Source organism: Mongoliimonas terrestris (assembly GCF_001927285.1).
In the GTDB taxonomy this organism is placed as follows: domain Bacteria; phylum Pseudomonadota; class Alphaproteobacteria; order Rhizobiales; family Pleomorphomonadaceae; genus Chthonobacter; species Chthonobacter terrestris.
Window position 1 is genome coordinate 105,939 of the sequence record NZ_MSIG01000003.1, and the last position, 25,811, is coordinate 131,749.

A 25,811-nucleotide genomic window follows, 5' to 3' on the forward strand; every position below is an offset into this window, starting at 1 on the left:
GGTCTGGGGCGGCGTGCCCGCTCGGGCGACGTTCGCACGAGCCTCACCGGCGTTTGTTTCGCAAATGTCCCGCCGCGGCGTCGCGGCGCCCTTTGATCCCGGCCCGAGCCCGGTCTTGCGGCCTCAGGTGCCGGCGGCGACCAGCCGGCCGACCACGTCGGCCAGCTGTTCGCGCGAGAACGGCTTGGTCAGCACCGGCCGGCCGCTGCTCGCCAGGAAGGCGAGGGTCATCGGCCCGAGGGTGTCGCCGGTGATGAAGCCGATGCGGTCGGCCATCGCCGGATGATGCGCCTTGAGGGTCTCCAGGAAGGTCGCGCCGTCCATTCCGGGCAGGCGCAAGCCGCACACCACAGCGTCGAACGCGCGCGCCTTCAGGGCCTCGAACGCCGCCTCTGCCGACCGCACGTGATGGACGTCGGCGGAGAGCCGCCCGAGGATGCCCACGATGGTGCCGGCCACATCCGCTTCGTCGTCGACAACCAGCACGCGGTGTCCGCCGAGGTGCGGCGCCGGCGCCTTGGCCGCGTCCGGAGCTCGGACGGCGCGATCGCCGGACGCCGCCGGCAGGGCGATCCGGAACACGGCGCCGTCCGATCCGGGCAGGAGCTCCAGCTTCCCGCCGTGGGCCGCGATGGTGCCGAAGCTGTAGGAGAGCCCGATCCCGGTGCCCTGGCCGGCCGCCTTGGTGGTGAAGAAGGGCTCGAAGATGCGGGCCCGCACCTCCGGGGGAATGCCCGGCCCGTTGTCCGCGATGGTCACGAGCACCATGCCGTCCCGGCGGTCGAAGCCGATCTCGATCCGGCGGGGCTGCGGCTGGGTGGCGAGGGCCTGCTGGGCGTTGACGAGGAGGTTCACCAGCACCTGGTGCAACTGGTCCGGGTCGCCGTCCACCAGAGCCGGCGACCGGGCACCGTTGACCACGACCTCGATCTCGGCGGTGCGAAGCGCGTAGCCGAGCAGCTCCACCACTTGGGTGACCGTCTGCTGCAGGTCCACCACGGTCCGCGACGGCGGCTTCTGCCGGGCGATCGACAGGAAGGTCTTGACAATCCGGGCGCAGCGCTCCGCGGCCCGGCCGATCTTGGCCGCCCGGTCGGCGAGCGGCGTCCCCTCCACGTCCTCGGACAGGAGGGTCGACTGCCCGACCAGGATGGCGAGCGGGTTGTTGAGCTCGTGGGCGACGCCGGCGAGAAGAAGGCCGAGCGCCGTCAGCTTCTCGTTCTGGTGGACCGCCGCGCGCGCCTCCGCCACCGCCGCCTCGGCGCGCTTGATCGACGTGATGTCGATGTCGAAGCCGCCGATGTAGACCGGTTCGCCGGGCGCGATCTCGATGGGAAAGCGGACCACCAGGGTCCAGGCATAGCGATCGAGGCCGGGAAGGTGCTCCTCGATCGACAGCGCCCGCCGCGTGCTGCGGACGAGGTCGTCGTTGGCGCGGATCATGGCGCCTTCCTCCGGCCCGAGCATCTCCTCGGAGCGGCGCCCGATCAGGTCGTCGACGGGGCGCCCGAACACATGGGCCATCTCCGGATTGGCCATCACGAAGCGGCCTTCGCCGTCCTTCAGATACATGCCGATGGGCGCGTTTTCCATGAAGCCGGCGAGCCGCTGCTCGGAGTTGCGCAACGCCGCCTCCGCGGCCCGTCGCTCCGTCAGATCGCGCATGCTGGCGGCGAACAGGCGGCGGCCCGACACCCGGGTCTCCGTGATCGCGAGCTCGACGGGAAACTCCGTGCCGTCGGCGCGCTGGGCGAAGATCTCGATGCGGCGCCCCAGGAGCCTTGAATTGCCTTCGTGCAGGTAGCGCGCCATCCCGGCGCGGTGCGCCTCGCGCAGGCGCGGCGGCACGATGAGGTCGCCCATCTGCCGACCGATGACCTGGTCGCGCGGCCAGCCGAAGACGTCCTCGGCGGCATCGTTGAATTCAAGAATATGCCCATGCTCGTCGATCACGATCACGCAGTCGAGCGAGGCCCGGAGCACGGCGGCAAGGATGGCGTCCCGTTCCATGGTCGAGATGATCGATTGTTCCATGCGCCGACTTTCCCGAACGGATGCCAATGGACAGTACCGGCGATCGGGGCGGGGCGCGAGGGATGTCGCGAAAAGGCCTGCCGCTTCGAGGGGGAAGCGACAGGCCTCGGGCGAAAGGGGCGGAGCTGCGGACGCATGCCGCTGGTCGCTCAGCGGCCGCTCCGCACCGCCCGTTCGATCTCGCCACGGCTGATGCCGATGTCCTTGAGCAGGCGGTCGTCCATCTCCGCCAGGTGATTGGCGGCGATCTGGCGACGGATGTACTTGATGACGGTGCGAACGGTCTTCATGGCAGGTCCCTCACTGGTGACGCGGCGGCGCCCGAGGGGGCGGCGGCGGTCGGCCCGGTCAGGTCCGGTGCCGACGGAGGGACTTTTCGGCTGAGACTGTTCCGCCCGTGTGTCGCGGCGGCGGGGGATGTGTTTCGAAGGAAAGACCGCAGCCGGACGGGCGTGAAGGCTTTCGGCGCGAACCGGTTGCCTGCGGACCGGCCGGGTCCGGCCGGCCGGAAAGCGCTTTACGATCCGTCCACCGCGACGCCGAACTGCTGGCGGTAGGCGGCCGGCGGCAGGCCGGTCAGCTTCTGGAACACCTTGCGGAAGGCGGCCGCATCGGAATAGCCCACGTCCCAGGCGATCCGGTCCACCGGCGTCAGCGTCCGCTCCAGCGCCTCGCGCGCCTTGGATATGCGAACCTGCTGCAGATACTCCACCGGGGTAAACCCGGTGGCGGCGCTGAAGCGCCTGAGGAAGGTGCGCTCGGTCATCCCGGCGGCGTCCGCAAGGCCGGCCACCCTCTGCAGCGTCGCCGCATGCGCATGGATGACATGCTGGCTATGCCGGATCGCCTCGTCGCCATGGTGGAACCGCGGCACGAACTGGGCGAACGGGCGCTGGTCCTTGCGCGGCGGGTCGACAAGAAGGAAGCGCGCGGTGGCCAGCATGGTCGCCGGGCCGAGGTGGCGGCCCACCAGCGTCAGGCCGAGGTCCGCCCAGGCCAGGATGCCCCCGGCCGTCATGATGTCGCCCTCGTCCAGCACCAGGTGGCTCTCGTCGAGGTTCACCTTCGGGAAGCGCTCCGCCAGCTGCCGCGCGAAGGCCCAGTGCGTGGTGGCGCGGCGACCGTCGATCAGCCCGGTCTCCGCCAGGACGAAGGCCCCCGCGCACACCGAACAGAGGGTGGCGCCCGCGGAATGCTGGGCGCGCAGCCACGTGGCGGCCACCGGCGCCGGTGCCATCTTCTCCGGCATGACGATGCTGGGCGGGGCGATCACATAGGTCAGGCGGTGGTCCGCACCCGGATGGCTGTCGAAGACGCAGCCGACGCCTTCGTCCGTCGCCTGCCAGTGCGACACGCGCATGGCGCGGGGCACCTCACCGGCCCACTCGCCGGCGATGCGGAAGAGGTCGGTCAGCCCGTGGATCGCCGCCAGCTGGCAGTCCGGGTAGATCAGCAGGCCGATTTCGGCCACCAGGTCAGCCTGTCGCATCAGTGTCCGTTTTGCCTCGTATATTTGCGTTTCCGCCACGTCCCTTCCTGCGGCAAGGCGCGTAGCGTGTCCATACCGAAACGCCGGGGCCCATCGAGACCGTCGACCCCGGCCGGACGGATGCCGATCACGACGGCGGCCTTCGCCTCCGCCCTGATGCTGCCGAACCCCAAGTCACGCGTTCAACTCCAAGGAACCCTCACCATGGCTACGATCAAGACCGAGGACGGCACCACTCTGTTCTACAAGGATTGGGGCCCCCGGGACGCCCAGCCCATCGTCTTCCACCACGGCTGGCCGCTGTCGGGCGACGACTGGGACAACCAGATGCTCTACTTCCTGGAGAAGGGGTATCGCGTCATCGCCCACGACCGGCGCGGGCACGGCCGGTCCGACCAGACCGATACCGGCAACGAGATGGACACCTACGCCGCCGACGTGGTGGAACTCGCCCGCGCGCTCGATCTCAGGAACGCGGTCCACATCGGACACTCCACCGGCGGCGGTGAAGTCGCCCGCTACGCCGCCCGGGCCGAGGCCGGCCGCATCGCCAAGGCCGTCCTCATCGGGGCCGTGCCGCCGGTGATGGTGCAGTCGGCCGCCAACCCGGACGGCATCCCGCTGACCGTGTTCGACGGGTTCCGCGCGGCGCTCGTCGCTAACCGGGCGCAGTTCTTCCGCGACATCCCGACCGGGCCCTTCTACGGCTTCAACCGGGACGACGCGACCGTCAGCCAGGGTCTGATCGACAACTGGTGGCGCCAGGGCATGGCGGGCGGCGCCAAGGCCCACTACGACTGCATCAAGGCCTTCTCGGAAACCGACTTCACCGAGGACCTGAAGGCCCTGACCATCCCGGTCCTGGTGATCCACGGCGAAGACGACCAGATCGTCCCGATCGCCAATTCGGCCCACAAGGCGATCACCTTGCTGCGGAACGGCACGCTGAAGACCTATCCCGGCCTGTCCCATGGGCTCTTCGCCACCCATCCGGACGTGATCAACCCGGACCTTCTGGACTTCATCCGCGCCTGAGCGCCCGCACGAGCCCGAAGGGGGTGGGTCCGTCCCGCCCCCTTCGCCGCGCCTTTCGAACACCGACCGCCCAGCCTCACCGGGGTGGTCGGCTGGGGTCTCGCCTACGACGGCAGCACGATCACCTTGGTGTCGACGGCCGTGCGATCGTAGAGGTGGATCATATCCTGGGTGAGGAGGCCGGTGCAGCCGCTCGTCAGGTTGGTGCCGATCGTTTCGGGATAGCGCGACCCGTAGATGGTGTAGAGCGTGTAGACGCCGTCCTGGTAGAGGTAGAGCGTGCGCGCGCCGAGCGGGTTGTCCGGGCCACCCGGCATGCCGCCGGCGTACTTGGCCGCCCGCGGCTCGCGCTGGATCATCTCCCGCGGCGGGGTCCAGGTGGGCCATTCCGCCTTGCGGCCCACATAGGCGTTCCCGCTCCACAGGAATCCCTGACGGCCCACGTTGGCACCGTACCGGGTGGCCATCCCGCCGCCCTCGATCCGATAGACATAGTAGTTGGCCGGATCGACGATGATCGTGCCCGGAGCTTCGTTGGACTCGTAGCGAACCGTCTTGCGGAAATACTTCGGGTCGACCTTGCTGATGTCCATGGCCGGGATGGGAAACTTGTCGTCGGGCACCGGCCCGTAGAGCAAGGCCGCTTCCCGGCGGCTGAGGGCGTCGCTGGATGCGCACCCGGCGAGCCCGAGCACGCCCACACCGACGGCGGATCCGATCAGGAAGGATCGGCGGTTGAGCCCCTGGGGCCGATGCCCCGGCAGACCCGCGAAGCCCATCTCGCCAGCGTTGGCGATCTCACCGTCCATAGCCATATTCAGATCATTCCCATGCATTGCAACGAGCCCGGCGCACCGTCGGGACAGAGCGCACCAGCCCTCCCGATCCGCGCCAACCTTGCCGTCCCATGGCCGGATTGGCAAGTCACCGGCCGCGGTGCGCGCGAAAGCCGCCGCGCGAACCCGCGCCCGCGGGATCCCTGTTTGGCAGGCGGGCAGCCAAGAACCGTCGCCTTCTGTGGCAGGACGGTCACGCCGGCGGAGCGCAGCCGGTCACGGTCGACGGTCCGTCGCCTGCCGGTGAACCGTCGTCATGGGCCGAAGAGGCCGCCGAAAACGTCGCCGAAAACGTCGCGCATGGCGTAGATGACTGCCGCGATCACCAGCCCGACGACAATCAGCATGACCGCGTAGGTGAAGAGTTGGACGCCGATCGCCAGTCCGCCGAGCGCGATCCCCGACAGGGCGGCGCGCTTCCGTTCATGGCGGACGAAGGCCGCGACCCCGAGCACGATCGCAAAGCCCGCAAGGACGCCAGCCGCCACGTGAAGGTGATCGTCGATGTCCCGCGAGGGCACCACCGGCTCCGGTTGCGGCTGCCCCGCCACGGAGCGGGCGGCTGATCGGGCGATATCGGCGGCCAGCTCCCCGATGCCGACACCGGGGCTCCGCTGCGGGGCGAACGGCCCAGCCCAGACGATCACCAGCGTGAGCACCAGCGCGGCGGCGCCGACGGCAAAGCCGAGCCAGCCAAGGGTGGCGCGCGGTGTGGACGCGATGTCTGGTGTGGACGCGGTGTCTGTCATGGGCGGCGCCTCCGTTCCGGATCTCCAATCTGCTGAACGCCCATCCTGGCACACGATGGTTTATGCCACGTGCGCGCGGATCCGTATCCCGACGGCCGTGCGCCCGTCGGGCCGCTTGCTGTCGGCATCCGAGCGTCGGGGCGCGTCCGGTCCTTCGGCTCGGCGCTGACAAACCATCGGTCAGCCGCTCCCGTAGGCGGTGCGGACCAGCTTTGTCACGGCGTCCTCGATCCGCCGCCAGGTTTCGGGGTGGTCGGTGGGCAGGCCGATCACCGTGTCCGATGTCCGGCTCGCCAGGACGAGATAGCTCAGTGCGGCGATGATCATCGCGTTGACGGCCGGAGCGTCGACCCCCTCGGGCGGCTTCAGATCGCCCCGCGTCGTCTCCATCCAGGCCCCGAGCGCGCGCGACCGGGAGGCCGACAACGCGCGGACGAGGCCGGAGGTGTCGGTGAGTTCCCAAAGGGCGCTCTGGAGAGCGAGGGGCTCGGTCCGCAGGATATGGAGCAGGCGAAGGGTCATGCGCTCGATCAGCGCCGCGTAGTCCGCCGGCGGCGGGCCGGGCGCCTCGTCGCGCATCACCTGCTGCCACCAGACGGCGATGCGGTCGCCGAGCGCCTCCAGGAGGCCGTCGAGCCCACCGAAATAGCGATAGATCAGCTGCTTGTCGGTGCCGGCGGCCCGCGCCACCGCGTTGACCCCGAAGCCGGCCGGGCCGGTCTCCGTCAGGATCGCCTGCGCCGCGTCCAGGATCCGCGCCTCGGTCGCGCTCCGGTCCCGCGTGCGCGGCTTGAGGGATTCTCCCGCCGTAGCGGTGGCCGCCGGTTCGGGCGCGTTCTTGCGGATCATGGCCAGCCTCCGACGGTGTCACCGGCAGGTGATAGGCCAGGCAAGAGCTCGGCGCAACGCGGGTCCGCAAAAGTCTCCGATCGGTGACTTGACGTGTCACTCGTCGGTGACGTAATAAGTCACCAACAGGAGACATACCGGGCCGCCGGCTTGCCGCCTTCGCCCCGCGCCTGATCCAGCCGAAAGCTTCCCTCGCTCCCCTCCCGTGAAAGCCCGTTCCATGACCACCCGCTCCACCGGCCTTGGCCTCTCGGCCATCGCCATGGCCATCGGCTTCAACCTGCCCTACGCCCATCTCGCCACGATCTACGACTACCCGGACATCCTGCGCCGCCCGGCCGCCGAGGCGCTCGCCCGCTTTGCCGACGGCGGCGCGGAACTGATCCTGACCTGGCACGCCTTCGCCTGGGCGGCGCTCCTGCTCGTGCCCCTGACGATCGGACTTTCGCTGGCCCCGGCGAACCGCGCCGCCTCCGAACGGCTCGCCCTCGCCGCGGCGATCACCGGCGCGGCGTCCGGCGTGGCGCAGGCGATGGGCCTGTGGCGCTGGGTGTTCGTGATCCCCGGGCTTGCCCGCGCCCATGCGACCGGCGATGCGGCCGCCCGATCGGCGGCCGAAGGCACCTTCGACATTCTCAACGCCTATGGCGGCGTGGCGGTCGGCGAGCATCTCGGCCAGTGGCTGCTGGTGTTCTTCGCGCTGACGCTCGCAACGATCCAGTGGCGCCAGCGGCGCGTCGTCACCGGCGGCATCGGTTTTGCGACGGCGATCACCATCGCCATCGGCACCACCGAGGGGCTGGCGCTCGCCCTCGGCGCGGACGGGGACATCTTCTCGCTCTTCACCATCGCGGGCTTTCTCGGTCTGACGCTCTGGCTGATTCTCACCGGCCTCGGCCATCTCGGCCTCTCCGGTCTCCGCCGCAGCGGTGCCGCCGCGCACTGAAGCGGCACCATCGTCCCATTCCGAAGGTAGCGCGTCGGGCCGTCTGCCGCTGCAGCGGCTCCGGCGGCAACGACGAAGGGCGCCATTCAGGATCGAGCCTCTCGGTTCATCCAGCGTCAACGAGTGGCTGGTAGATTTGACAGACATAACCGTGGAGCCGCTGCCGACTCGATGATATAGACAAGGTCTGCTGAGAGAGCCGGCATGACACCCGCCATGGAAACCGACACGACTGTCCCGCCATCGGTCGCTGTCATGGACCGGCTCGACGCCTCGAGCGACGGTCGGCCCGCTCTGTGCCTTCGGTCGCTGCTGGATCAGGCGTCTGCGGAAGAGGACCTCGACAACGTCCCCGAATCCATCCGGTTATCGGAACTGGGGGTTATGCTGGCAAGGAAGGCGGACAAAGCCGATCTGGTGATCGACTTCTATGCAACCTTAGCGCGCGGCCACGCTTGTAGCAATGACTGGCCGACCCTCGTGACCCGGTGCGAGGAGGGCCTGGACTGGCTCCCGCGCGCCACCAACCCCGCGGCCTCGATCCGGCTGATCGGCATGCTGGCCCTCGCCTATGCGTCGCTCAATCGCGCCGACCGCGCCGTCGGTTTGATTCGCCAGATGAAGAGCCTGCCGCTGGAGCTGTCCGCGGATGCGCACTACATCTTGGCGACGAAAGTGGGGGAGATCCATTTCACGCTCGGCAGATATGCCGCCACGATCGAGGACTACCGGCGGGCGATCGTGATCCTGGACAGCCTCGACCCTGAAGCGCAATCGCCGTTTCGCATCGCATTCGTGCGAATCTACTATGCGAACGCGATTCTGACCGCCGCATCGACAGACACGTCGGACAGCGGGACGTGCAGCGTCGAAGACCTGGACCAAGTGCTGCAGCGGATTGCCGAAGCCGCCGTTGTCATCGACGACGTACCCCTCCTCCGCAACGATCTCACGATCGCCCGCGGGCACTGTCTCGCCCTCCTCGGTGAGCCGGATCCAGCCTTGAAATCCAGCGTCCTTGCGCTGGCGAACAAGGACGTCACCGCCTTGTCCTGGTCGTTGGAGAGCGTCTTCGCCTGGGCGGTCATCGAAGCGACGCGCGGCGACGTCGCGTTCGCGCGCGCGCTGCTGGCCAAGTGCGAACCGGAAACGCTTCCGGCAAGCGCGACCGCCCTGGTTTCGGGCTGGTACCATGCCATGGGTGACGTGCTCACGGCCGCCGGCGATCACGCGGGGGCAGCGGCCGCCTACCGCACGTCCATCGTGGAGGATCGCCGGCACAGGGATCGCCAGACCGCTCTCGTGTTCGAGATGGCAGAGCGGGCGTCCCGGGTCGACGAGGTCGCCGAACGCGCGCGCGAAACGGAGGACCGGGCGGATCATCTCGCCCGCACCAACGCCTCGCTCGCCGCGGAAAGGGAACAGCTTGCCCGCTCGGCCTACGAGGATCCGCTGACCGGGCTCGGCAACCGGCGCCTGCTGGAGCATCGCATCGCGACGCTGCGGGCCGACCCGCGCCTTCAGACCTACGCGATCGCGATCGGCGACGTGGACCACTTCAAGTCGGTCAACGACCGCTTCTCGCACCAAATCGGCGACAAGGTGCTGGCCGTCGTCGGGGGCATTCTGGCCCGATCGGTTCGCAACGGCGATCTCGCCGTCCGCTGGGGCGGCGAAGAGTTCGTGATCCTGTTCAACGCACGCATCGGCACGCGTCGGCTCGAAGCCGTCCGCAGGGCGGTCGAGGCATGGGACTGGTCGACGGTGGCGCCGGGCCTTGCCGTCACCATCAGCTTCGGCATCGCGCCTTGGCCGACGTCGGATCCGTTCGACAAGGCGCTCGCCCTCGCCGACCAGCGCCTCTATGCGGCCAAGGCCGCCGGACGAAACCGGGTCGTCGCCGCCTGACCGTCGCGCGGATCGTACCGATCAAATGAGAACGGCCGGCATGGTTGACCGGCGCGCGCCCCATTGCGGGCATCGGCTTGGTTTGTGGGCGCACGGGTGCGTGACCTCTAACGCGTGGACACCGGAAGACGGCCAAACCGGCCGCCGTGGGATCATCCCTTCAGATCCCGAAAGGGGCACACGTCGTCTTCGAACGGCACCCGCCTTCTGCGGAAGGTCGAGCCCTCCACGACCGAGGGCACGCTGATCCGATCCATCCGGAAATGCCGGAAATCTGTCCGTCTCGGATCCCACGCGACGAGATACCAGAGCGGCGGGAGGATCAGCATCGCCTGCGGTTCGACCTCGCGCTCGGTTCGAACGCCTTTCGCATCGTCGTAGTCGAAGCGCAGCCGCCGCCGCTGGAGAAACGCCAGCTCGAAGGCGGGGAGCAAGGCAGGATCGACCGGACCCACGCCCGAGATGTCCTGCAAGGGCGACAAGCGTCCGACGTGGAGGCAATCGAGGAGAGCACGGAGATCGCGGACCTTTTCCGGCGGCAGGGCGCGCTCGATCTTGGCGAGGCCGGTGTCGGCCAGATCGGAAAACGGAAAGGTCCGGGCGTCGCGCATCGTCGCCACGCTGATCAAGAGGGCGAACACCTCGACGACGGAGAGCTGCGAAGCGGTCTGCACCGAGCGCGGCTCGAGCTGAAGGCCGCCTCCCGGCCCGCATTCGGAAAGAATGACGAAGCCCTGATCGCGCAAGGCGCCGATGTCCCGCAGAACGGTTCGGCGCGACACGCCGACCTCGACCGCCAGCGTGTCGACGGTCGCGACCGTGGTGCGTCTGAGGATGCGGATGATCGCATCGTGGCGGGTTCGGATGGTCACGGCGGAACCATAGCAGAAACGGTGACAGGTTCTGGCACCGTTCGATCCTAAGGCTCCTTCGGCTCAATCGTCGGAGACCGACATCATGTCATCGAGCTTTCAACATCTGCTGATCGGAGGAGTGCTGTTCATGGGACTTTTAACAGGCGCGCATGCCAATGACCTCGCTATCGTCAACCCGCCGAGCCTCGGTGATCCGACCCCCAAGGGTTACAGCACGGCCGTCATCATTCCGGCAGGCAAGAGGATCGCATTCGTGTCCGGGCAGGGCGGCTTTGACGGCACGGGCGAGCTGTCCCCCGACTTCGCCACTCAAGTGAAGCAGGCCTACGCCAATCTCGGGCTCGCCCTCGAAGCCCTCGGCGCCCGGCCGGATCAGGTCGTCAAGCTGACCGTGTTCGTCGTCGACCATGACATGTCGAAGCTGGGCGTGCTCACGGAAACCGTGGTCCAGATGTTCGCCCCGACGCTGCCTGCGCAAACGCTGATCTCAGTGCCGAAACTGGCGATCGACCCGATGCTCTTCGAGGTCGAGGCGGTCGTCGCCCTCGACTGACGCCAAGAGGGAAGTCCGATCGTGACGGCAGATCCGTCCGGTCGGCCGTCCCGGTCTGCGGCTCTGCGCGCAAAAGGCAGGACGCGCGCCCTTGATGTCCGGTGCAACGGGCGCCTCATGGGCCAGCTGACGCAGCACCGGCGTGGTGTACCCGGCTTCGCCTCTGCGCCGGAGTGGCTGAGCGATGAGGAGCCGCAGCCCTTGTCATTTTCGCCGCGAAAGTAGGCAAAGCCGCTCGCGCGCCGCCCCTGTCGCCCCTGTTTCGGCGGACCTTCGCCACCCCGTCGGCGGCACCGGCCGCTCAAGACGGTGAACTTCGGGTGGGCTGCCCCGCCGGGCATGGGTGATCGCGTCGGTCAGAGCGACGGCCGGACCAGCAGGCCGCCGAGACGGCCATCCGCGGCCAGCGCGAAGCTCCACTCCTGGCTCCCGTTCTCGAAGCTGACGTCGTAGACGTCCCAGCCGTCCGCGCTGACGCCCTTGAAGGACAGATCCCGAAGCGGCCCGAGGCGCTCCAGTTCCGCCTGGATGACGGCGGCCTGCTCGCGGGCCGCGCTGGCCAGGAGTGGCACCATACGGTCGCCGTCGATCTCGCCGCGCTGGTGCTGGTCGATGACGTCCGTCAGCAGGGCCTTGCCGTGGTCCGCCGGGCGCTGGTCCCGGACCCGTTCGGCAAGTGTGGCTTCCAGAGTCGTCGCGACGCTCTCCTCGACGCGCGGTGCGACCTGTTCGTGGCCGTTCTGGTGGAGGACCAGCCCGCAGACGGCACCGTCGTCGTTGCGGGTAAAGGTGATCTGCGCCTGCACCGCCTTGTAGAAGAAGCGGTCCACGTCTTCGGGAAAGACCTCGAGCTCCGGCTGACCGGTCAGCCGCGAAAACAGGCGACCGTCTCTCGCGGTGAAGACGTAGGCGAGCATGTCGAGACGATAGAACCCGCCATAGTCGCCGTAGAGAGCCGGATCGATCGCCCGCACGGTGCGCGGCCGTGCCTGTTCGTAGCGGCGCCATGCGATGGTGTCGGACGAGGTGTCGGTCATGTTCGTGTCCTCCGTAAGTTTCAGCAGGTCCTCGAGGGAAAGCAGGTCGCCTGCGGCGAGCTTCGCCCTCAGGGCTTCGACGACCGTGAGGCTGCGCCGGACGCGACCGAGCTGTTCCCGGATGGTCGCGTTCTGCATGGCAAGCATGCGATCCAGGTCCGTGGCCTGACCGGCCAGCAGCCGTGCGATCTGGTTCAGGCTGAGCCCGAGCCGCTTCAGCGTCAGGATCTCGTTCAGACGCGCGATCTCGTCGGCCCCATAGAGCCGCCAGTTCTTTCCCGTCCGACGAGGGCGCACGAGACCGGCCTTCTCGTAGACCCGCAACGCGCGGACAGTCAGCCCGATCCGGCGCGCGCATTGCGCGGCGGTCAGCCATGTCTCCTGGTCCGGATCCTTCTGCCGCATGAGCCCTCCAGCACGGTCACGGCCCTGGATAGGTTATGACGCAGGGTCCGGCTCAAGCGAAATCGGGTGGGATGGCGGTCAGAAGCCAGCAGGCGGTCGGCCAGCCAACATCATGGCTCGACGGGTCATCAGCCGGACAGATGGACGCGACCCGGCTGGTCACGAAGATGCGCCGGCACGCGCTCGCAAACGCAGGTTCACACCACAACGGATGCGACCGGCGAGGCTGGACGTCAGCATGTAGGCGGCGATCCAGCCTTTCGCCTGACGACCGGCGGCTTTCGTGAACAGCGTATGGGGACATAGGGTCCGCACCGCCCCTCCTGACGGCCCGAGTGCGGTCCGGTTCAGGAGAACGGTTGCTGGTGACGCCGCTCCATTGCGCACATCAGACCAAAGGACCAGCGACCGGCCGGGTTGTCGTTGCCCTGTCTTGAAAGAGATGGCGCGCCCGAAAGGATTCGAACCTCTGACCCCCAGATTCGTAGTCTGGTGCTCTATCCAGCTGAGCTACGGGCGCCTGCCGATGCCGTCGGCCTGAAGGCCGGTGGGGCGGGCCGGGGTGTTGCCCGGCGAGGCCGAACGTTTAGACGGTCGTAGGGGGGATTGCAAGCGCTTTTTGATGACCCTCCGGTGCTCGGGGCAGGAGCTGGCGGCGAAGCAAAAACGTAAGCGGAAACAAGACGGTGGGCCGAGAACTCAGGCGGGCCGCGCCGCGATTTTCGCGGAAAGGCGAACGTCCCGTCCTCAGGACGCGCGGGAGCGGCGGACCTCGCCGAGGGGCACCGGGCGATCCGGGATCTCGATCTCGAACACCGCGCCCGGCGCCTCGTCGGCGAGCGCGATGTGGCCGCCGTGGGCACGAACCAGTTCGGCCGCGATGGCAAGGCCAAGCCCCGTGCCGCCGCGGCGGGTGGAGCTCTGGAACGGCTTGAACAGCGTCTCGCGCACCCGCGCGGGCACGCCCGGGCCGGTGTCCCGCACGGTGATGCGCACCACCGCGCCGGTGCGCTCGGCGGCGACCGACAGGCGCTTGACAAGGGCCTCGTCGCCGCTCTGCTCCAGCGCCTGGGCGGCGTTGCGCACGAGGTTGAGGAGCACGCGGAACAGCTGATCCGGGTCCGCGTCCACCTCCAGGTCGGGCGCCACGTGGTTCACCCACTCGATGGTGGCGTGGCTGGCGACGCCCGTGACGTCGCCGACGTCGGCGGTCAGCCGCTGCAGCGCGATCAGCCGGCGGGCCGGCGGCGCCTCCTGGGCCTTGCCGTAGGCGAGCACCGCCTGACAGTAGCTGATCGCCCGGTCCAGCGAGGCGAGCAGCTTCGGCGCGAAGCGCTGCACCGTCGGGTCCGGCAGGCTGACGAGCCGGTCGGACATCAGCTGCGCGCTGGCGAGCAGATTGCGCAGGTCGTGGTTGATCTTGGACACCGCGAGGCCAAGCTCGGCGAGCCGCCGCTGCTGCTTCAGCACGTCCTGCAGGTGGCGCTGCATGGCGGCAAGCTCCACCTCCGCCTCGCCGATCTCGTCGCGCCGGCCCGACGGCACGATGATGCGCGAGGGGTCCTCCGGGTCCGCCGCCCAGCGGGCGACGGCGCCGCCGAGCCGCTGCATCGGCCGCACGAACAGCCGGCGCAGGCTCACGTAGACCAGGATGGCGGAGACGCCCGAGATCACCAGCGACAGGATGAGGATGTTGCGCGAATAGGCGAGCATCGCCTTCTTCAGCCCGGTCTCGGCGAACACCACCTCGATTTCGCCGTCGCCCTGATAGGGGCCGAGCGCCCGGATCGTCCGGTTGTGGCCGACGAGCAGGGTCTCGAAGCCCTCCCGGATCGCGTCCCACGGGGTGAGCGCGGCCACGTCGATCTCGCGGGCGACCGGCGGCGGCATGGACGACATGGCGAGCAGCCGCTTCATGCCGCCGACCCGCACGGCGAGCGCGTAGGCGTCGAGATCGCGCAGAAGCCCCGACTGCAGGTCCGCCGGCAGATCGCCGGCCCCCGTGGTGGTCAGCGCCCGGGCGGCGATGGTGGCGGTCTTCAGCCGGTCCTCGATCTCGGTCTTGTGGAAATTGGCGATCGACGGAACGTAGATCAGCACCTCGCCCAGCATGACGAAAAGCACGGTGAGGATCAGGAGCTTGGAGGAGAGGCCGAACCGCCCGCGGGGTTTCTTCGTCAGCGCCGGCGCACCGTCGGCCGCGCGCGCCGGATCCGCGGCGCCCGCGGCCAGAGCGGCTTGTGTGGTGTCGGCGCCCTCGCTCATTCCCGTCGCTCCCGGCCTTCGCCGCTCCCCCGTCATCCCCGGGCGCTCAAAGGGTGGCCCGGAGCAGCCGGATCACGCGGCGCACAAACGGATGTTTAGCCGTATCCGCGTAGGATGTCACAGCCGCTCGTTTCGCCACCTCCGCAAGCGTCGGATAGGGCGCGATCATTCCGGCGAGATGGGAGACCTTCAACCGCCCGGCAAGGGCGAGCGCGAAGAGGGACGCGGTCTCCCCGGCGCCCGGACCCACCAGTTCGGCGCCCAGAATGCGGCCGCCGGCCCCGGTGATGATCTTGACGAACCCCTCCGTGTCCCGGTCGGTCCGGGCCCGGTCGTTCTCCAGATAGGGCGCGCGCAGCACCCGCACGGTCCGGTGGCGCCGCCGCGCCTCGGCTTCGGAAAGCCCCACGTGGGCGATCTCCGGGTCCGTGTAGGTGGCCCAGATCACCGATCCGGTCGCCTCCTTCTGGGGCAGGCGGGTCAGGATGGTGCGCAGCACCTGGCCGGCCTGGTGGCTCGCCCAGTGGGTGAACTGGAAAGAGCCCGCCACGTCGCCGATCGCATAGATGCGCCAGTTGGTGGTCCGCAGCGCCGGCGTCACCGTGATGCCCTTGGGCGTCGTCTCGACACCCGCGTCTTCAAGGCCGAGCCCGTCCGTCACCGGCGCCCGGCCGGCCGCCACCAGGATGTGGCTCGCCGCCACCTGCCGCGTCGCGCCGCCGACGGTCACGGTCACCGTGGCGCCGTCCGGAACAGTGGCCACCCGGTCCACGACGGCGTGTTCCACGATGTCCACGCCCTCGGCGAGAAGCCGCGCCCGCACCACGGCCACCGCCTCCCGGTCGTCGCGAGAGAGGATCTCGCCGCGGGTCAGCACCGTCACCGCCGCGCCGAGCCGGCGGAAGGCCTGGGCGAGCTCCAGGCCGATCGGCCCGCCGCCGATCACCACCAGCCGGCGGGGGAGGGCGTCGAGGTCGAACACGCTCTCGTTGGTCAGCACCGGCACCTGGTCGAGGCCGGGCACCGGCGGCAGCTGCGGCCGCGACCCGGTGGCGACCACGAAGCGCTTCGCCTTCACCGTCCGTCCGCCGGCCACCAGCGTGTCCGGTCCGGTGAAGCGGGCCTCGGCGCTGATCACCGTGGCGCCGAGCCGTTCAAAGCGCGCGACCGAATCGTGCGGCGCGATGCCGTCGATCACCGACCGCACGTGCGCGCGCACCGCCGCGGCGTCCACCTCCGGCGCGCCCGCCGTCACCCCGAAGGCGGCGGCGGTGCGGATGGCGTGGGCGTGCCGGGCGGCGGCGATCAGCGCCTTGGAGGGCACGCAGCCCGTGTTGAGGCAGTCGCCGCCCATCCGGTGGCGCTCCACCAGCACCACAGAAAGGTCGAGCGCCCGCGCCGCGGCCGTGAGGCTGAGGCCCGCCGAGCCGGCACCGATGACGCAGAGGTCCGGTTCAAGCACCGCCGCCGCGTCGATCGCGACGGAGCCGGCACCTTGAGAAAGGGCGACCGTGCTCATCAGGGCTCCTGCCTGCGGAAGCGCCGCACCGCGATGGGAACGAGGGCGATCACCGCCAGCGCCGCCAGGGCGGCGAGGAGATGCGGGGTGACGAGGGCGGACACGTCGAGATCCAGCTTGCAGGTGCCGGCGGCCAGACAGTCCGCCTTGGCCTCCGCCTGGGCGGCCAGCACCTTGTCGAGCCCGGAGCCGACCGTCGCGAAGGCGAAGGTGGCCGGCACGATGCCGATGGCGGTGGCGGCGACGAAGGTGCGGAGCGACACCCCGAGGAAGGCCGGCACCAGGTTGACCAGCCAGAAGGGTGCCACCGGAGCGAGGCGGAGGAACAGGAGATAGTTGAACGCGTCGCGCCGAAAGCCCTCCGCGAAGGGGGCCAGCCGGCCGCCGAGCCGCAGACGGATCAGGTCGCCGACGGCGGTCCGGGCGATCAGGAAGAGAAGGGTCGATCCGACGGTCGCGCCCGCCACGGCCGCGGCGCCGCCGACCACGGGCCCGAACAGGAAGCCGGCGCTGAGCGTGAGAATGAGGGCGCCCGGCACCGACAGAGCCACCACGACCACATAAAGAAGGACGAAGCCGCCGAGCGCCTGCCAATAGTCGTCGACCACGGCCGCGGCCAGCGCCTCCCGGCGTTCCAGGAAACCCTCCACGGTGAAATGGTGGAGAGCGCCCATGCGCCAGCCGACAAAGGCCACCGCCGCCAGGATCGCCAGCGGGGCGAGGCGCCGGGCGATCGCCGCCGCCTTGCGCCGAGGTGCCGGCCGCGCGCCAGCCGGCGAACCGACGCCGTCGCGCAGGCCGTCGCCGGCGCTCGGCCGACTCTGCGGCCCTCGGCCGGGCCCGGAGCTGGGCGGGGAGCCCACTGTCATCAGCATGACGTTTCGCGTCTGGATGGATTGGTCATGGGATCGACCTTGCCGGCCGGGCGCGGTGCGGGCAAGCACCTCGCGTTCCCTGTCACGGCGACTTGAAGCGGCCGTGCGGGCGGCCGGCCCGGCGACGGCCCCGGCCGCTTCAGCGGGCGCCGACCGGGTGCGACCGTGCCTGACACGCCGATCGTGCCGCCGTTGACGGGCCGAACCGCCTCCCGTATAAGCCCGCAACGATCGGGTACGGCGTCGGCGCCCCCGCGGGGCTCGCCTCGCGTGGTCGCGTGGACCGACCCACGTTCAACCGACCACCGCGTTATCGGACCCCGTGGGTTCATCGGACAACCGAGGAGCGCGACCGGCGCGGCTGCCCCCGTCATCGGGGCGCCCGCATGGACGCGCCACCAGACAGGAAGGACCGCCTCCCGGCGGATAGCAGCCATGAAGCGGACTTACCAACCCTCCAAGCTCGTGCGCAAGCGTCGTCACGGCTTCCGCGCCCGCATGGAGACGACCGGCGGTCGCAAGGTGATCGCCCGTCGCCGCGCCCGCGGCCGCAAGCGCCTGTCGGCCTGATCCGGCGAAGGGCGGCGGCCTGGTCCGGCCGATGCCGGCGGGCAGGCCTGCCCGGCGGCCGACCGAGACCATGCTGAGGTTGACGAAGCGCAAAGAGTATCTGGAGGTCGCCCGGGGTGCTCGCACGCCCCGGCGCGGCTTTTTGCTGCAGAGCGCCCCGCAGCGCCCGCCGGTCGACGCGCGCGCCTCCGATGGGTCCGCGCCGGACGGCCGGGCGTCGGATCCGCGCGCGACCGACCGCCCGAACGGCGGTCCCGCGGCCCCGGCGCGCAGCATGCTCTCCGTTGAGCCGGCGGCCGTCGCCGTCGAGGCGGAGAAGCCCCGGGCCGGGGCGGGCGCCTTGCCGTCCGGGGCGGCTCAGCCGGCCCGGTTCGGCTTCACCGTCACCAAGAAGATCGGCAACGCCGTGGTGCGAAACCGGATCCGCCGCCGCCTGAAGGAGGCCGTGCGCCTGCACGGGGCTCTGGCGGCGCGGTCGGGGACCGATTATGTGCTGGTCGGCCGCCGCGCCGCGCTCGACCAGCCGTTCGATGAACTGGTCGCCGATGTGGTCGGCGCCATCAGAAGTGCGTCCCGGCCGCGCGACGGGTCCGACGAGCATCGTTCGCGCCGCGAACAGAAGAGACCGCACCATGGGTGACACTCGCAACATGATCCTGGCCGTGGTCCTGTCGGCCCTCGTGCTGATCGGCTGGCAGTATTTCGTCGCCGGCCCGCAGCTGGAGCAGGCCCGGATCGCCGAACAGGCCCGCCTCGCCAACGAGGCCGCCACCCAGGGCGCCGCCCAGGGCGTGGCGCCGACGGCGGACGGCGCGCCGGCGGCGGGCGGCACCCCGGCGGCCGGAACCGTGGCGACCACCGGTCCGGCCGCCTTCGCCAGCCGCGCCGAGGCGCTCGCCGCCGCCCCGCGCGTGCCGCTCGACACCCCGGAAATCTTCGGCAGCGTCAGCCTGAAGGGCGGCCGGATCGACGACCTCAGCCTCAAGGGCTACCGGGTCAGCGTCGACCGCGAGTCGCCGAACGTCACGCTCCTGTCGCCCGCCGGTGCGCCGGACGCCTATTTCGCCGAGTTCGGCTTCGTCGCCCCGGCCGGTGACGCCACCGTGGTGCCGGGCGCCGAAACGGTCTGGACCGCGCCTGCCGGCGCCACGCTGACGCCCGAGACGCCGCTCGTCCTCACCTTCGACAACGGCCAGGGCATCACCTTCCGGCGCACCATCTCGGTCGACACCCACTCCATGTTCGAGGTGAAGGACGAGGTGGTGAACGCCGGCTCCGCCGCCGCCACCGTCTACCCCTACGGCTTTGTCATGCGCCACGGCGCGCCGAGCGTCGCCGGCAACTACATCCTCCACGAGGGCCTCATCGGCGTCTTCGGCGAGGAGGGCCTGCGCGAGGTCGACTATTCGGAGCTCGCCGAGGACGGCGCCATCAAGCCGCCGCCGGTCGCCGACGGCTGGCTCGGCATCACTGACAAATACTGGGCGACCGCCCTCATCCCGGCCGGCGAGGGCAGCTTCCAGCCGCGCTTCCTCCATACCCGCGCCGGCCCGGCGGACGCCTACCAGGCCGACTACCTGCGCGATCCGCTCACCGTCGCGCCGGGCGCCACCGCCACCACCGACGTGCGCCTCTTCGCCGGCGCCAAGGAGACCAAGCGCATCGACGCCTACGCGTCGGACCTCGGCATCCGCAACTTCGACCTGATGATCGACTGGGGCTGGTTCTACTTCCTGACCAAGCCCATGTTCTACCTCATCGACACCCTCTTCATGCTGGTCGGCAACTTCGGCGTCGCCATCCTGCTCGTCACCGTGCTGATCAAGGGCATCTTCTTCCCGCTCGCGAACAAGTCCTACGTCTCGATGAGCAACATGAAGAAGATCCAGCCGGAGATGCTGGAGCTTCGCGATCGCTTCAAAGACGACAAGATGAAGCAGCAGCAGGCCATGATGGAGCTGTACAAGCGGGAGAAGATCAACCCGCTGGCCGGCTGTCTTCCCATCCTGGTGCAGATCCCGGTGTTCTTCGCGCTCTACAAGGTGCTGTTCGTCACCATCGAGATGCGGCACGCGCCCTTCTTCGGCTGGATCAACGACCTGAGCGCTCCGGATCCGACCTCGCTGTTCAACCTGTTCGGCCTCATCCCGTGGGATCCGCCGCTGTTCCTGATGGTCGGCGTGTGGCCCATCATCATGGGCATCACCATGTTCGTGCAGATGAAGCTGAACCCGACCCCGCCGGATCCGGCGCAGGCGGCGGTGTTCACCTGGATGCCGCTCATCTTCACCTTCATGCTGGCGTCCTTCCCGGCCGGCCTCGTGATCTACTGGGCCTGGAACAACACCCTCTCGGTGGCGCAGCAGTCCTACATCATGCATCGCCAGGGCGTGAAAATCGAACTCTGGGACAACATCAAGACCACCTTCTCCCGCAAGAAGCCGGCGAGCGGGTGAGCCCGGTGAACGCTCCCGCCGACGCCGAGGGGCCGCCCCCCGCGAGCCCCGTCGACGCCGACCGGCAGGAGGCGATCCGCCTCCTGTTCGCGCGGCCCTGGCGCTTCGTGCGCGGCATGGCGACGGTGGCCGACCTGCCGTTCGCCACCGGCGGCCTGGAGGTCGCCTTCGCGGGCCGCTCCAACGTCGGCAAGTCGAGCCTCATCAACGCCCTCACCGGTCAGAGCGGCCTCGCCCGCACGTCCAACACGCCCGGCCGCACCCAGGAGCTCAACCTCTTCGTGCCCGAGCGCGACGCCGGTCTCGCCCTCGTGGACATGCCGGGCTACGGCTACGCGGAGGCCCCCAAGGACAAGGTGGACGTCTGGAACGACCTTATCCGCGCGTATCTGCGCGGCCGCCCGAATCTCCGCCGGGTCTACGTCCTCATCGACGCCCGCCACGGCGTGAAGAAGAACGACGAGGAGGTGATGACCCTCCTCGACAAGGCGGCCGTGTCCTACCAGGTGGTGCTGACCAAGACCGACAAGCTGAAGCCCGGCGGCACCGCGACGGTGCTGGCCGCCACCATCGAGGCCATCCGCAAGCGCCCGGCCGCCTATCCGGAGGTGATCGCCACGTCGAGCGAGAAGGGCGCCGGCCTCGACGACCTGCGCGCCGCCATCGCGGCGATCCTCGCCTGACCCAACGCCGGCGCCCGGCCGCGACCGGTCGACGCCCTCTGCGTCCGGCTCCTGCCGGAAGGTCCGTCCGCCTTCCCAAGTCGGACGAAACCGGGTAACGGACGCCCTATGCAGAGTGTCCTCGCCTCGATCGATCTCACCGAGATCGTCCTCCTCGCCGCCTCCCTCCTCGTCACCGGCGCCCTTGCGGGCTTCGTCGCCGGCCTCCTCGGCGTCGGCGGCGGCATCGTCATCGTGCCGGTTCTCTTCTACGTCTTCACCCTCCTCGGGGTGGACGAGGACGTGAAGATGCACGTGGCGGTCGGCACCTCGCTCTCCACCATCATCGCCACGTCGGCCATGTCCATGCGGGCGCATTGGCGCAAGGGCGCGGTGGACGTGCCCATGCTGAAGCGCTGGGCAGTCGCCATCATCCTCGGCGTCGTCGCCGGCACCCTGCTCGCCGCCTCGGTCAAGGGCCTGGCGCTCACCGCCGTGTTCGGCACGGTGGCGCTCATCGTGTCCTTCCACATGGGCTTCTCCAAGCCGCACTGGCGCGTGTCCGACCACCCGCCGCGCGGCGTCGTGGAACAGGTCATCGCCGCCGGCATCGGCATGGTGTCGGCCATGATGGGCATCGGCGGCGGCACCTTGTCGGTGCCGACCCTCACGCTCTTCAACTACCCGATCCACCGGGCGGTCGGCACCGCGGCGGCGATCGGCTTCCTCATCGGCGTGCCGGGCACCATCGGCTTCGTGGTCGGCGGCCTCGGCGCGGAGGACCTGCCGCCCTTCTCGTTCGGCTACGTGAACCTTCTCGGCCTCGCGCTCATCCTGCCGACGTCGATGGCGCTCGCCCCCTACGGCGCCCGCGCCGCCCACGCGCTGCCGACCGGCCGGCTCCGGCTCGCCTTCGCGGTCTTCCTCTTCCTCACCGGCCTGCGCATGCTGGCCTCCTCGCTCGGCTGATCCCCCGGAGACCACGCCCCATGTTGCAGACGCCCCGTTCCCGCCGCGGCATGGTCACCGCGCCGCATCACCTCGCCTCACAGGCCGGGCTCGACGTCCTGAAGGCCGGCGGCACCGCCGTGGAGGCGGCCGTCGCGGTGGCGGCGACGCTCGCCGTCGTCTACCCGCACATGACCCACATCGGCGGCGACGGCTTCTGGCTGATCGCCGAGCCCGGCCACGCCCCGATCTCCATCGACGCCGCCGGCCGGGCCGGCGAGGCGGTGACGCCGGAGCTCTACCGGTCGCGCGGTCTCTCGGCGATCCCGGCCCGCGGCCCGCTCGCCGCCAACACGATCGCCGGCACCGTCTCCGGCTGGATGGAGGCGCTCGCCGCCACCGCCCACTGGCAGGACCCGCTGCCGCTGGAAGCGCTGCTGGAGCCTGCCGCCTGGTACGCGGAGACCGGCATCCTCGTCACCGACACCCATAGCCAGCTCACCGCCGAAAAGCGCGGGGAACTGGAGGGCCAGCCCGGCTACGCGGCCGTCTACCTGCCGGACGGCGCCGTGCCCGCCGAAGGCGCCGTCCTGAAGCAGCCCGCCATGGCCGAGACCCTGCGCCGGCTCGCCCGCGACGGTCTCGACGGCTTCTACCGGGGGCCGCTCGCCCGCGCCATCGCGGCGGACCTGGAGGCCGTCGGCTCGCCCATCACGGCCAGCGACCTCGCCCGCCATCAGGCGATCCGCCAGGAGCCGCTGACCGTCGCCATCACGGGCGCCCGGCTCTACAACCAGCGCCCGCCCACCCAGGGCCTCTCCTCCTTGATGATCCTCGCCCTGTTCGACCGGCTCGGCGTCACCGAAGGGGAGGGGTTCGACCACATCCACGGTCTGATCGAGGCCACCAAGCAGGCCTTCCTCGTCCGCGACAGCCACATCGGCTGCCCGAGCGTCATGACCGTTGACCCGGAGGCCTTCCTCACCGACGGCGCGCTCGCCATGCGGGGCATGCGCATCAACCGCGAGAAGGCCGCCCCCTGGCCGGAAGGGGCGGCGAAGGGCGATACGGTCTGGATGGGCGTCATCGACGGCGAGGGTCGCTCGGTCTCCTTCATCCAGTCCATCTACTACGAGTTCGGCTCCGGCTGCGTGCTGCCGGAGACCGGCATCATCTGGCAGAACCGCGGCTCGGCCTTTTCGCTGGCCGGCGACGGTCCGCGCGGCCTCGCGCCCGGCCGCCAGCCCTTCCACACTCTCAACCCGGCCATGGCGGTGTTCGACGACGGCCGCCACATGGTCTTCGGCACCATGGGCGGCGAGGGCCAGCCGCAGACCCAGGCGGCTGTCTTCACCCGCTACGCCCGCTTCGGCATGGGCCTGCAGCAGGCCGTCACCGCGCCGCGCTGGCGGCTTGGCAAGACCTGGGGCGACGACATGGCCAACCTCGTCCTGGAAGACCGCTTCGACCCGGCCCTCGTCGACGCTCTCCGCGCCGCCGGCCACGACCTCGACCTCCTGCCCGCCTTCACCTCCGCCATGGGCCACGCCGGCGCCCTTGTCCGCCATCCCGACGGCACCCTGGAAGGCGCCACCGACCCCCGCAGCGACGGCGCCGTCGCCGCCTGGTGAGGGGAGGGGGGAACGGGGCGGTCCCGTCGGATGGGCCGGCGCCTTCCGGTCCCCCCGCCTCCTCCCTCGTCATGGTCCGGTTCAGCCGGACCACCCCCGCTTTTTCCCCACCACCAACCGACGGAATGCGTGGCTGGTCCGCCAGAAGCGGACCATGACGATGGAGGAGAGTGGGGAGGAGGGTAGGATAGGCCTCGGGGGCGCAGGCGGTGTTGCGGTTCCGGCGCGCGACCGTCATCCCGGCGGACGCCGGGATCCAGCCGACGGCGGGGGCGATGGAACCGGTGCGGGTGAGGGTGCGGACGGTTGGGCCCCGGCGTTCGCCGGGGTGACGACCTCCACCAAGTCGGGCAGCGCATGCGTCCCTCGTCACGGTCCGTTCAGCCGGACCACCCACGCTTTCTCCCCACCACCAACCGCCGGGATGCGTGGCTGGTCCGCCTGACGCGGACCAAGACGATGGCGGTGGATGGCACACAGGGCATGGCACCGTGACCGGCCGGATCCTCCCCGCCCTCCCCAACAGCCGAACTCCCGATTCCCACCCCGCGCCCCCGCTTGACCGGCCTGACCCCCTCATGCACGGTGCCGCTGCTGTCCGCGCGGTTTCCCCGCCGCGGAGGCGCGCATGCCCATCCCTTTCCCACCGTCCCGACCCCGCCGCGCGCGGCGGGTGATCGTGCGGATCCGGCGTCCGGCTGACCAGGAGTCGCGCATCCCGTGTTCGTGTCCTTCTTTCCGCAGCCGCGGGTCTTCTTCCTCTCGCTCCTGGCCTGGACCTTCGTGGCCATGCTGGTCTGGTACACGGTCGGCGACGACCTCGGCGCGCTGATCGGCCTCGCCGATCCGCCAGATTTCGACGCCGGCGCCCTTGGCGTCTGGGTGTTCGTGTCGGACGGCTTTCTCTGGTTCTACATCTACTACACTGTCGCCGTTCTGATCTTCGCCGGGGCGTGGCGGATCTATGCGCCGCATCCGTGGTGGCGCTGGTCGGTGCTCGGCTCCGCGCTCATAATGTTCGTCACCTATTTCCAGGTGCAGGTGAGCGTCGCCATCAACAACTGGTTCGGCGTCTTCTACGACCTCGTCCAGGCGGCGCTCACGAAGGCGCGGCCGGTGACGATCACGGAGTTCTACCTCGGCGTCTCCACCTTCCTGGAGATCGCCCTCATCGCCATCACGGTCGCGGTGCTGACGGCCTTCTTCGTCAGCCACTGGATCTTCCGCTGGCGCACGGCGATGAACGACTACTACATGAGCCACTGGTCGAGGCTCCGGCACGTGGAGGGCGCGTCCCAGCGCGTGCAGGAGGACACCATGCGCTTCTCCCTCACTATGGAGGGGCTCGGCGTCAACCTCCTCGACAGCGTGATGACGCTGATCGCCTTCCTGCCGCTCCTGATGACCCTCTCGGCCAGCATCACCGAACTGCCGCTGATCGGCCCGGTGCCGCAGCCGCTCGTCTGGGCGGCGATCCTCTGGTCGCTGTTCGGCACCTTCTTCCTCGCCGTCGTCGGCATCAAGCTGCCGGGCCTGGAGTTCAAGAACCAGCGCACCGAGGCGGCCTATCGCAAGGAACTCGTCTACGGCGAGGACAACGCCGACCGCGCCCGCCCACCCACCATCCAGGAGCTGTTCGGCGCCGTGCGGCGCAACTACTACCGGCTCTACTTCCACTATCTCTACTTCAACGTCGCCCGCTACGCCTACCTGCAGACCGACGCGATCATCGCCTTCGTGCTTCTCGGCCCCACCATCGTGGCGGGGGTGATCACGCTCGGCACCATGCAGCAGATCATCCGCGCCTTCGGTCAGGTCCGCTCATCTTTCCAGTATCTGGTCACCTCCTGGACGACGATCGTGGAGCTTCTCTCCGTCTACAAGCGCCTGCGCGCTTTCGAGGCGGCCATCCACCACGAGCCGCTGCCGGAGATCGACCAGGAGTATCTGAAGCGCCAGGCGGCTGGCGAGGCCGTGCTCGACTGAGGGCAGGGCGGGCACGGACCGCTGAGCCCTTGGAAGGCTCGCCCCGTCTCCTGCATTGAGGCGGGGCCGCTTATCCGCTATACGGGCCGCCGACCCCGCATCCCCATGCCCGAAGGCGTCCGACCCATGACCACGACCGGCGAGCCCGATCCCGCGCTCAGCGCGGAGGCCCCCGATGCCGCG

General features: G+C 69.8%; 22 protein-coding genes and 1 tRNA gene. 11 read left to right on the forward strand and 12 right to left on the reverse strand.

Translation table 11 applies throughout. The features are described from left to right. Positions 1–123: 123 nt before the first annotated feature. The 3 genes from BUQ68_RS05100 to BUQ68_RS05110 all read right to left on the reverse strand — a co-directional run bounded on the left by BUQ68_RS05100 (position 124) and on the right by BUQ68_RS05110 (position 3,523). Positions 124–2,034, reverse strand: a complete 1,911-nt coding sequence (locus BUQ68_RS05100; RefSeq protein ID WP_075214876.1) for a PAS domain-containing sensor histidine kinase — start codon at positions 2,032–2,034, stop codon at positions 124–126. A gap of 149 nt (positions 2,035–2,183) precedes the next feature. Continuing rightward, entirely contained in the window at positions 2,184–2,324 is a 141-nt protein-coding gene (locus BUQ68_RS05105; protein WP_083656304.1) for a DUF1127 domain-containing protein, read from the reverse strand. Positions 2,325–2,551: 227 nt separating this feature from the next. Next, complete coding sequence (locus BUQ68_RS05110) at positions 2,552–3,523, reverse strand: GlxA family transcriptional regulator (protein WP_075214877.1); 972 nt, start codon at positions 3,521–3,523, stop codon at positions 2,552–2,554. Positions 3,524–3,679: 156 nt separating this feature from the next. Between BUQ68_RS05110 and BUQ68_RS05115 the strand changes: the two genes are divergently transcribed. Further along, a complete protein-coding gene (locus BUQ68_RS05115; protein ID WP_245293178.1) occupies positions 3,680–4,558 on the forward strand; it encodes an alpha/beta fold hydrolase in 879 nt (292 codons plus the stop codon). Between the two features lie 104 nt (positions 4,559–4,662). Here BUQ68_RS05115 and BUQ68_RS05120 read toward each other — a convergent pair whose 3' ends face one another. The 3 genes from BUQ68_RS05120 to BUQ68_RS05130 form a co-directional block, all read right to left on the reverse strand. Beyond that, positions 4,663–5,373 carry a L,D-transpeptidase gene (locus BUQ68_RS05120; RefSeq protein WP_075214878.1) on the reverse strand — a complete coding sequence of 237 codons (711 nt, stop codon included), beginning with the start codon at positions 5,371–5,373 and terminating at the stop codon, positions 4,663–4,665. 275 nt (positions 5,374–5,648) lie between these two features. Continuing rightward, a complete protein-coding gene (locus BUQ68_RS05125; protein WP_075214879.1) occupies positions 5,649–6,143 on the reverse strand; it encodes a hypothetical protein in 495 nt (164 codons plus the stop codon). Positions 6,144–6,323: 180 nt separating this feature from the next. Next, complete coding sequence (locus BUQ68_RS05130; protein WP_075214880.1) at positions 6,324–6,992, reverse strand: TetR/AcrR family transcriptional regulator; 669 nt, start codon at positions 6,990–6,992, stop codon at positions 6,324–6,326. 220 nt (positions 6,993–7,212) lie between these two features. Here BUQ68_RS05130 and BUQ68_RS05135 point away from each other — a divergent pair, with 220 nt between their 5' ends. Together BUQ68_RS05135 and BUQ68_RS05140 are read left to right on the forward strand one after the other, a co-directional pair. Beyond that, positions 7,213–7,938, forward strand: a complete 726-nt coding sequence (locus tag BUQ68_RS05135; RefSeq protein WP_075214881.1) for a DUF4386 family protein — start codon at positions 7,213–7,215, stop codon at positions 7,936–7,938. A 204-nt stretch (positions 7,939–8,142) separates the two neighbouring features. Further along, the gene (locus BUQ68_RS05140; RefSeq protein ID WP_083656305.1) at positions 8,143–9,846 is read left to right on the forward strand and encodes a diguanylate cyclase; all 1,704 of its coding nucleotides are present in this window, start codon (positions 8,143–8,145) and stop codon (positions 9,844–9,846) included. A gap of 152 nt (positions 9,847–9,998) precedes the next feature. Here the strand turns inward: BUQ68_RS05140 and BUQ68_RS05145 are convergent, their stop codons facing one another. Continuing rightward, the gene (locus BUQ68_RS05145) at positions 9,999–10,718 is read right to left on the reverse strand and encodes a helix-turn-helix transcriptional regulator (protein WP_075214883.1); all 720 of its coding nucleotides are present in this window, start codon (positions 10,716–10,718) and stop codon (positions 9,999–10,001) included. Between the two features lie 85 nt (positions 10,719–10,803). On the opposite strand from BUQ68_RS05145, the gene BUQ68_RS05150 reads away from it, so the two are divergent. Next, complete coding sequence (locus tag BUQ68_RS05150; RefSeq protein ID WP_075214884.1) at positions 10,804–11,274, forward strand: RidA family protein; 471 nt, start codon at positions 10,804–10,806, stop codon at positions 11,272–11,274. Positions 11,275–11,630: 356 nt separating this feature from the next. Here the strand turns inward: BUQ68_RS05150 and BUQ68_RS05155 are convergent, their stop codons facing one another. The 5 genes from BUQ68_RS05155 to BUQ68_RS05175 form a co-directional block, all read right to left on the reverse strand. Beyond that, positions 11,631–12,716, reverse strand: a complete 1,086-nt coding sequence (locus BUQ68_RS05155) for a MerR family transcriptional regulator (RefSeq protein WP_075214885.1) — start codon at positions 12,714–12,716, stop codon at positions 11,631–11,633. Between the two features lie 443 nt (positions 12,717–13,159). Beyond that, positions 13,160–13,236, reverse strand: a tRNA-Arg gene (locus tag BUQ68_RS05160). Between the two features lie 227 nt (positions 13,237–13,463). Then, positions 13,464–14,981 carry a sensor histidine kinase gene (locus BUQ68_RS05165; RefSeq protein ID WP_083656306.1) on the reverse strand — a complete coding sequence of 506 codons (1,518 nt, stop codon included), beginning with the start codon at positions 14,979–14,981 and terminating at the stop codon, positions 13,464–13,466. Positions 14,982–15,027: 46 nt separating this feature from the next. Continuing rightward, complete coding sequence (locus BUQ68_RS05170) at positions 15,028–16,500, reverse strand: dihydrolipoyl dehydrogenase family protein (protein WP_075214886.1); 1,473 nt, start codon at positions 16,498–16,500, stop codon at positions 15,028–15,030. Then, positions 16,500–17,375: a TVP38/TMEM64 family protein gene (locus BUQ68_RS05175; protein ID WP_083656307.1), complete on the reverse strand. Its 876-nt coding sequence runs from the start codon at positions 17,373–17,375 to the stop codon at positions 16,500–16,502. The genes BUQ68_RS05170 and BUQ68_RS05175 overlap by 1 nt, the downstream gene beginning before the upstream one ends. 435 nt (positions 17,376–17,810) lie before the next feature. Between BUQ68_RS05175 and rpmH the strand changes: the two genes are divergently transcribed. From rpmH to sbmA, 7 genes are all read left to right on the forward strand, one after another. Beyond that, a complete protein-coding gene (gene rpmH / locus BUQ68_RS05180) occupies positions 17,811–17,945 on the forward strand; it encodes a 50S ribosomal protein L34 (RefSeq protein WP_075214887.1) in 135 nt (44 codons plus the stop codon). 70 nt (positions 17,946–18,015) lie between these two features. Then, the gene (gene rnpA / locus BUQ68_RS24525) at positions 18,016–18,585 is read left to right on the forward strand and encodes a ribonuclease P protein component (protein ID WP_083656338.1); all 570 of its coding nucleotides are present in this window, start codon (positions 18,016–18,018) and stop codon (positions 18,583–18,585) included. Next, positions 18,578–20,401, forward strand: a complete 1,824-nt coding sequence (gene yidC, locus BUQ68_RS05190) for a membrane protein insertase YidC (RefSeq protein ID WP_075214889.1) — start codon at positions 18,578–18,580, stop codon at positions 20,399–20,401. The genes rnpA and yidC overlap by 8 nt, the downstream gene beginning before the upstream one ends. Before the next feature lie 74 nt (positions 20,402–20,475). Next, positions 20,476–21,084: a ribosome biogenesis GTP-binding protein YihA/YsxC gene (gene yihA, locus BUQ68_RS05195; RefSeq protein ID WP_280949694.1), complete on the forward strand. Its 609-nt coding sequence runs from the start codon at positions 20,476–20,478 to the stop codon at positions 21,082–21,084. A gap of 108 nt (positions 21,085–21,192) precedes the next feature. Beyond that, positions 21,193–22,032: a sulfite exporter TauE/SafE family protein gene (locus BUQ68_RS05200; RefSeq protein WP_075214890.1), complete on the forward strand. Its 840-nt coding sequence runs from the start codon at positions 21,193–21,195 to the stop codon at positions 22,030–22,032. Between the two features lie 20 nt (positions 22,033–22,052). Then, positions 22,053–23,642, forward strand: a complete 1,590-nt coding sequence (locus tag BUQ68_RS05205) for a gamma-glutamyltransferase family protein (protein WP_075214891.1) — start codon at positions 22,053–22,055, stop codon at positions 23,640–23,642. Between the two features lie 720 nt (positions 23,643–24,362). Further along, positions 24,363–25,628 (forward strand): peptide antibiotic transporter SbmA, encoded by a 1,266-nt coding sequence (sbmA, locus tag BUQ68_RS05210; RefSeq protein ID WP_075214892.1) that lies wholly within the window; start codon positions 24,363–24,365, stop codon positions 25,626–25,628. Positions 25,629–25,811 lie beyond the last annotated feature (183 nt).

Excerpts from the sequence above, each read along its gene's own strand:
- BUQ68_RS05100 (WP_075214876.1), bottom strand. The coding sequence starts at position 2,034 with ATGGAACAATCGATCATCTCGACCATGGAACGGGACGCCATCCTTGCC.
- BUQ68_RS05105 (WP_083656304.1), bottom strand. The coding sequence starts at position 2,324 with ATGAAGACCGTTCGCACCGTCATCAAGTACATCCGTCGCCAGATCGCC.
- BUQ68_RS05110 (WP_075214877.1), bottom strand. The coding sequence starts at position 3,523 with ATGCGACAGGCTGACCTGGTGGCCGAAATCGGCCTGCTGATCTACCCG.
- BUQ68_RS05115 (WP_245293178.1), top strand. The coding sequence starts at position 3,680 with ATGCTGCCGAACCCCAAGTCACGCGTTCAACTCCAAGGAACCCTCACC.
- BUQ68_RS05120 (WP_075214878.1), bottom strand. The coding sequence starts at position 5,373 with ATGGCTATGGACGGTGAGATCGCCAACGCTGGCGAGATGGGCTTCGCG.
- BUQ68_RS05125 (WP_075214879.1), bottom strand. The coding sequence starts at position 6,143 with ATGACAGACACCGCGTCCACACCAGACATCGCGTCCACACCGCGCGCC.
- BUQ68_RS05130 (WP_075214880.1), bottom strand. The coding sequence starts at position 6,992 with ATGATCCGCAAGAACGCGCCCGAACCGGCGGCCACCGCTACGGCGGGA.
- BUQ68_RS05135 (WP_075214881.1), top strand. The coding sequence starts at position 7,213 with ATGACCACCCGCTCCACCGGCCTTGGCCTCTCGGCCATCGCCATGGCC.
- BUQ68_RS05140 (WP_083656305.1), top strand. The coding sequence starts at position 8,143 with ATGACACCCGCCATGGAAACCGACACGACTGTCCCGCCATCGGTCGCT.
- BUQ68_RS05150 (WP_075214884.1), top strand. The coding sequence starts at position 10,804 with ATGTCATCGAGCTTTCAACATCTGCTGATCGGAGGAGTGCTGTTCATG.
- BUQ68_RS05155 (WP_075214885.1), bottom strand. The coding sequence starts at position 12,716 with ATGCGGCAGAAGGATCCGGACCAGGAGACATGGCTGACCGCCGCGCAA.
- BUQ68_RS05165 (WP_083656306.1), bottom strand. The coding sequence starts at position 14,981 with ATGAGCGAGGGCGCCGACACCACACAAGCCGCTCTGGCCGCGGGCGCC.
- BUQ68_RS05170 (WP_075214886.1), bottom strand. The coding sequence starts at position 16,500 with ATGAGCACGGTCGCCCTTTCTCAAGGTGCCGGCTCCGTCGCGATCGAC.
- BUQ68_RS05175 (WP_083656307.1), bottom strand. The coding sequence starts at position 17,375 with ATGCTGATGACAGTGGGCTCCCCGCCCAGCTCCGGGCCCGGCCGAGGG.
- rpmH (WP_075214887.1), top strand. The coding sequence starts at position 17,811 with ATGAAGCGGACTTACCAACCCTCCAAGCTCGTGCGCAAGCGTCGTCAC.
- rnpA (WP_083656338.1), top strand. The coding sequence starts at position 18,016 with ATGCTGAGGTTGACGAAGCGCAAAGAGTATCTGGAGGTCGCCCGGGGT.
- yidC (WP_075214889.1), top strand. The coding sequence starts at position 18,578 with ATGGGTGACACTCGCAACATGATCCTGGCCGTGGTCCTGTCGGCCCTC.
- BUQ68_RS05200 (WP_075214890.1), top strand. The coding sequence starts at position 21,193 with ATGCAGAGTGTCCTCGCCTCGATCGATCTCACCGAGATCGTCCTCCTC.
- BUQ68_RS05205 (WP_075214891.1), top strand. The coding sequence starts at position 22,053 with ATGTTGCAGACGCCCCGTTCCCGCCGCGGCATGGTCACCGCGCCGCAT.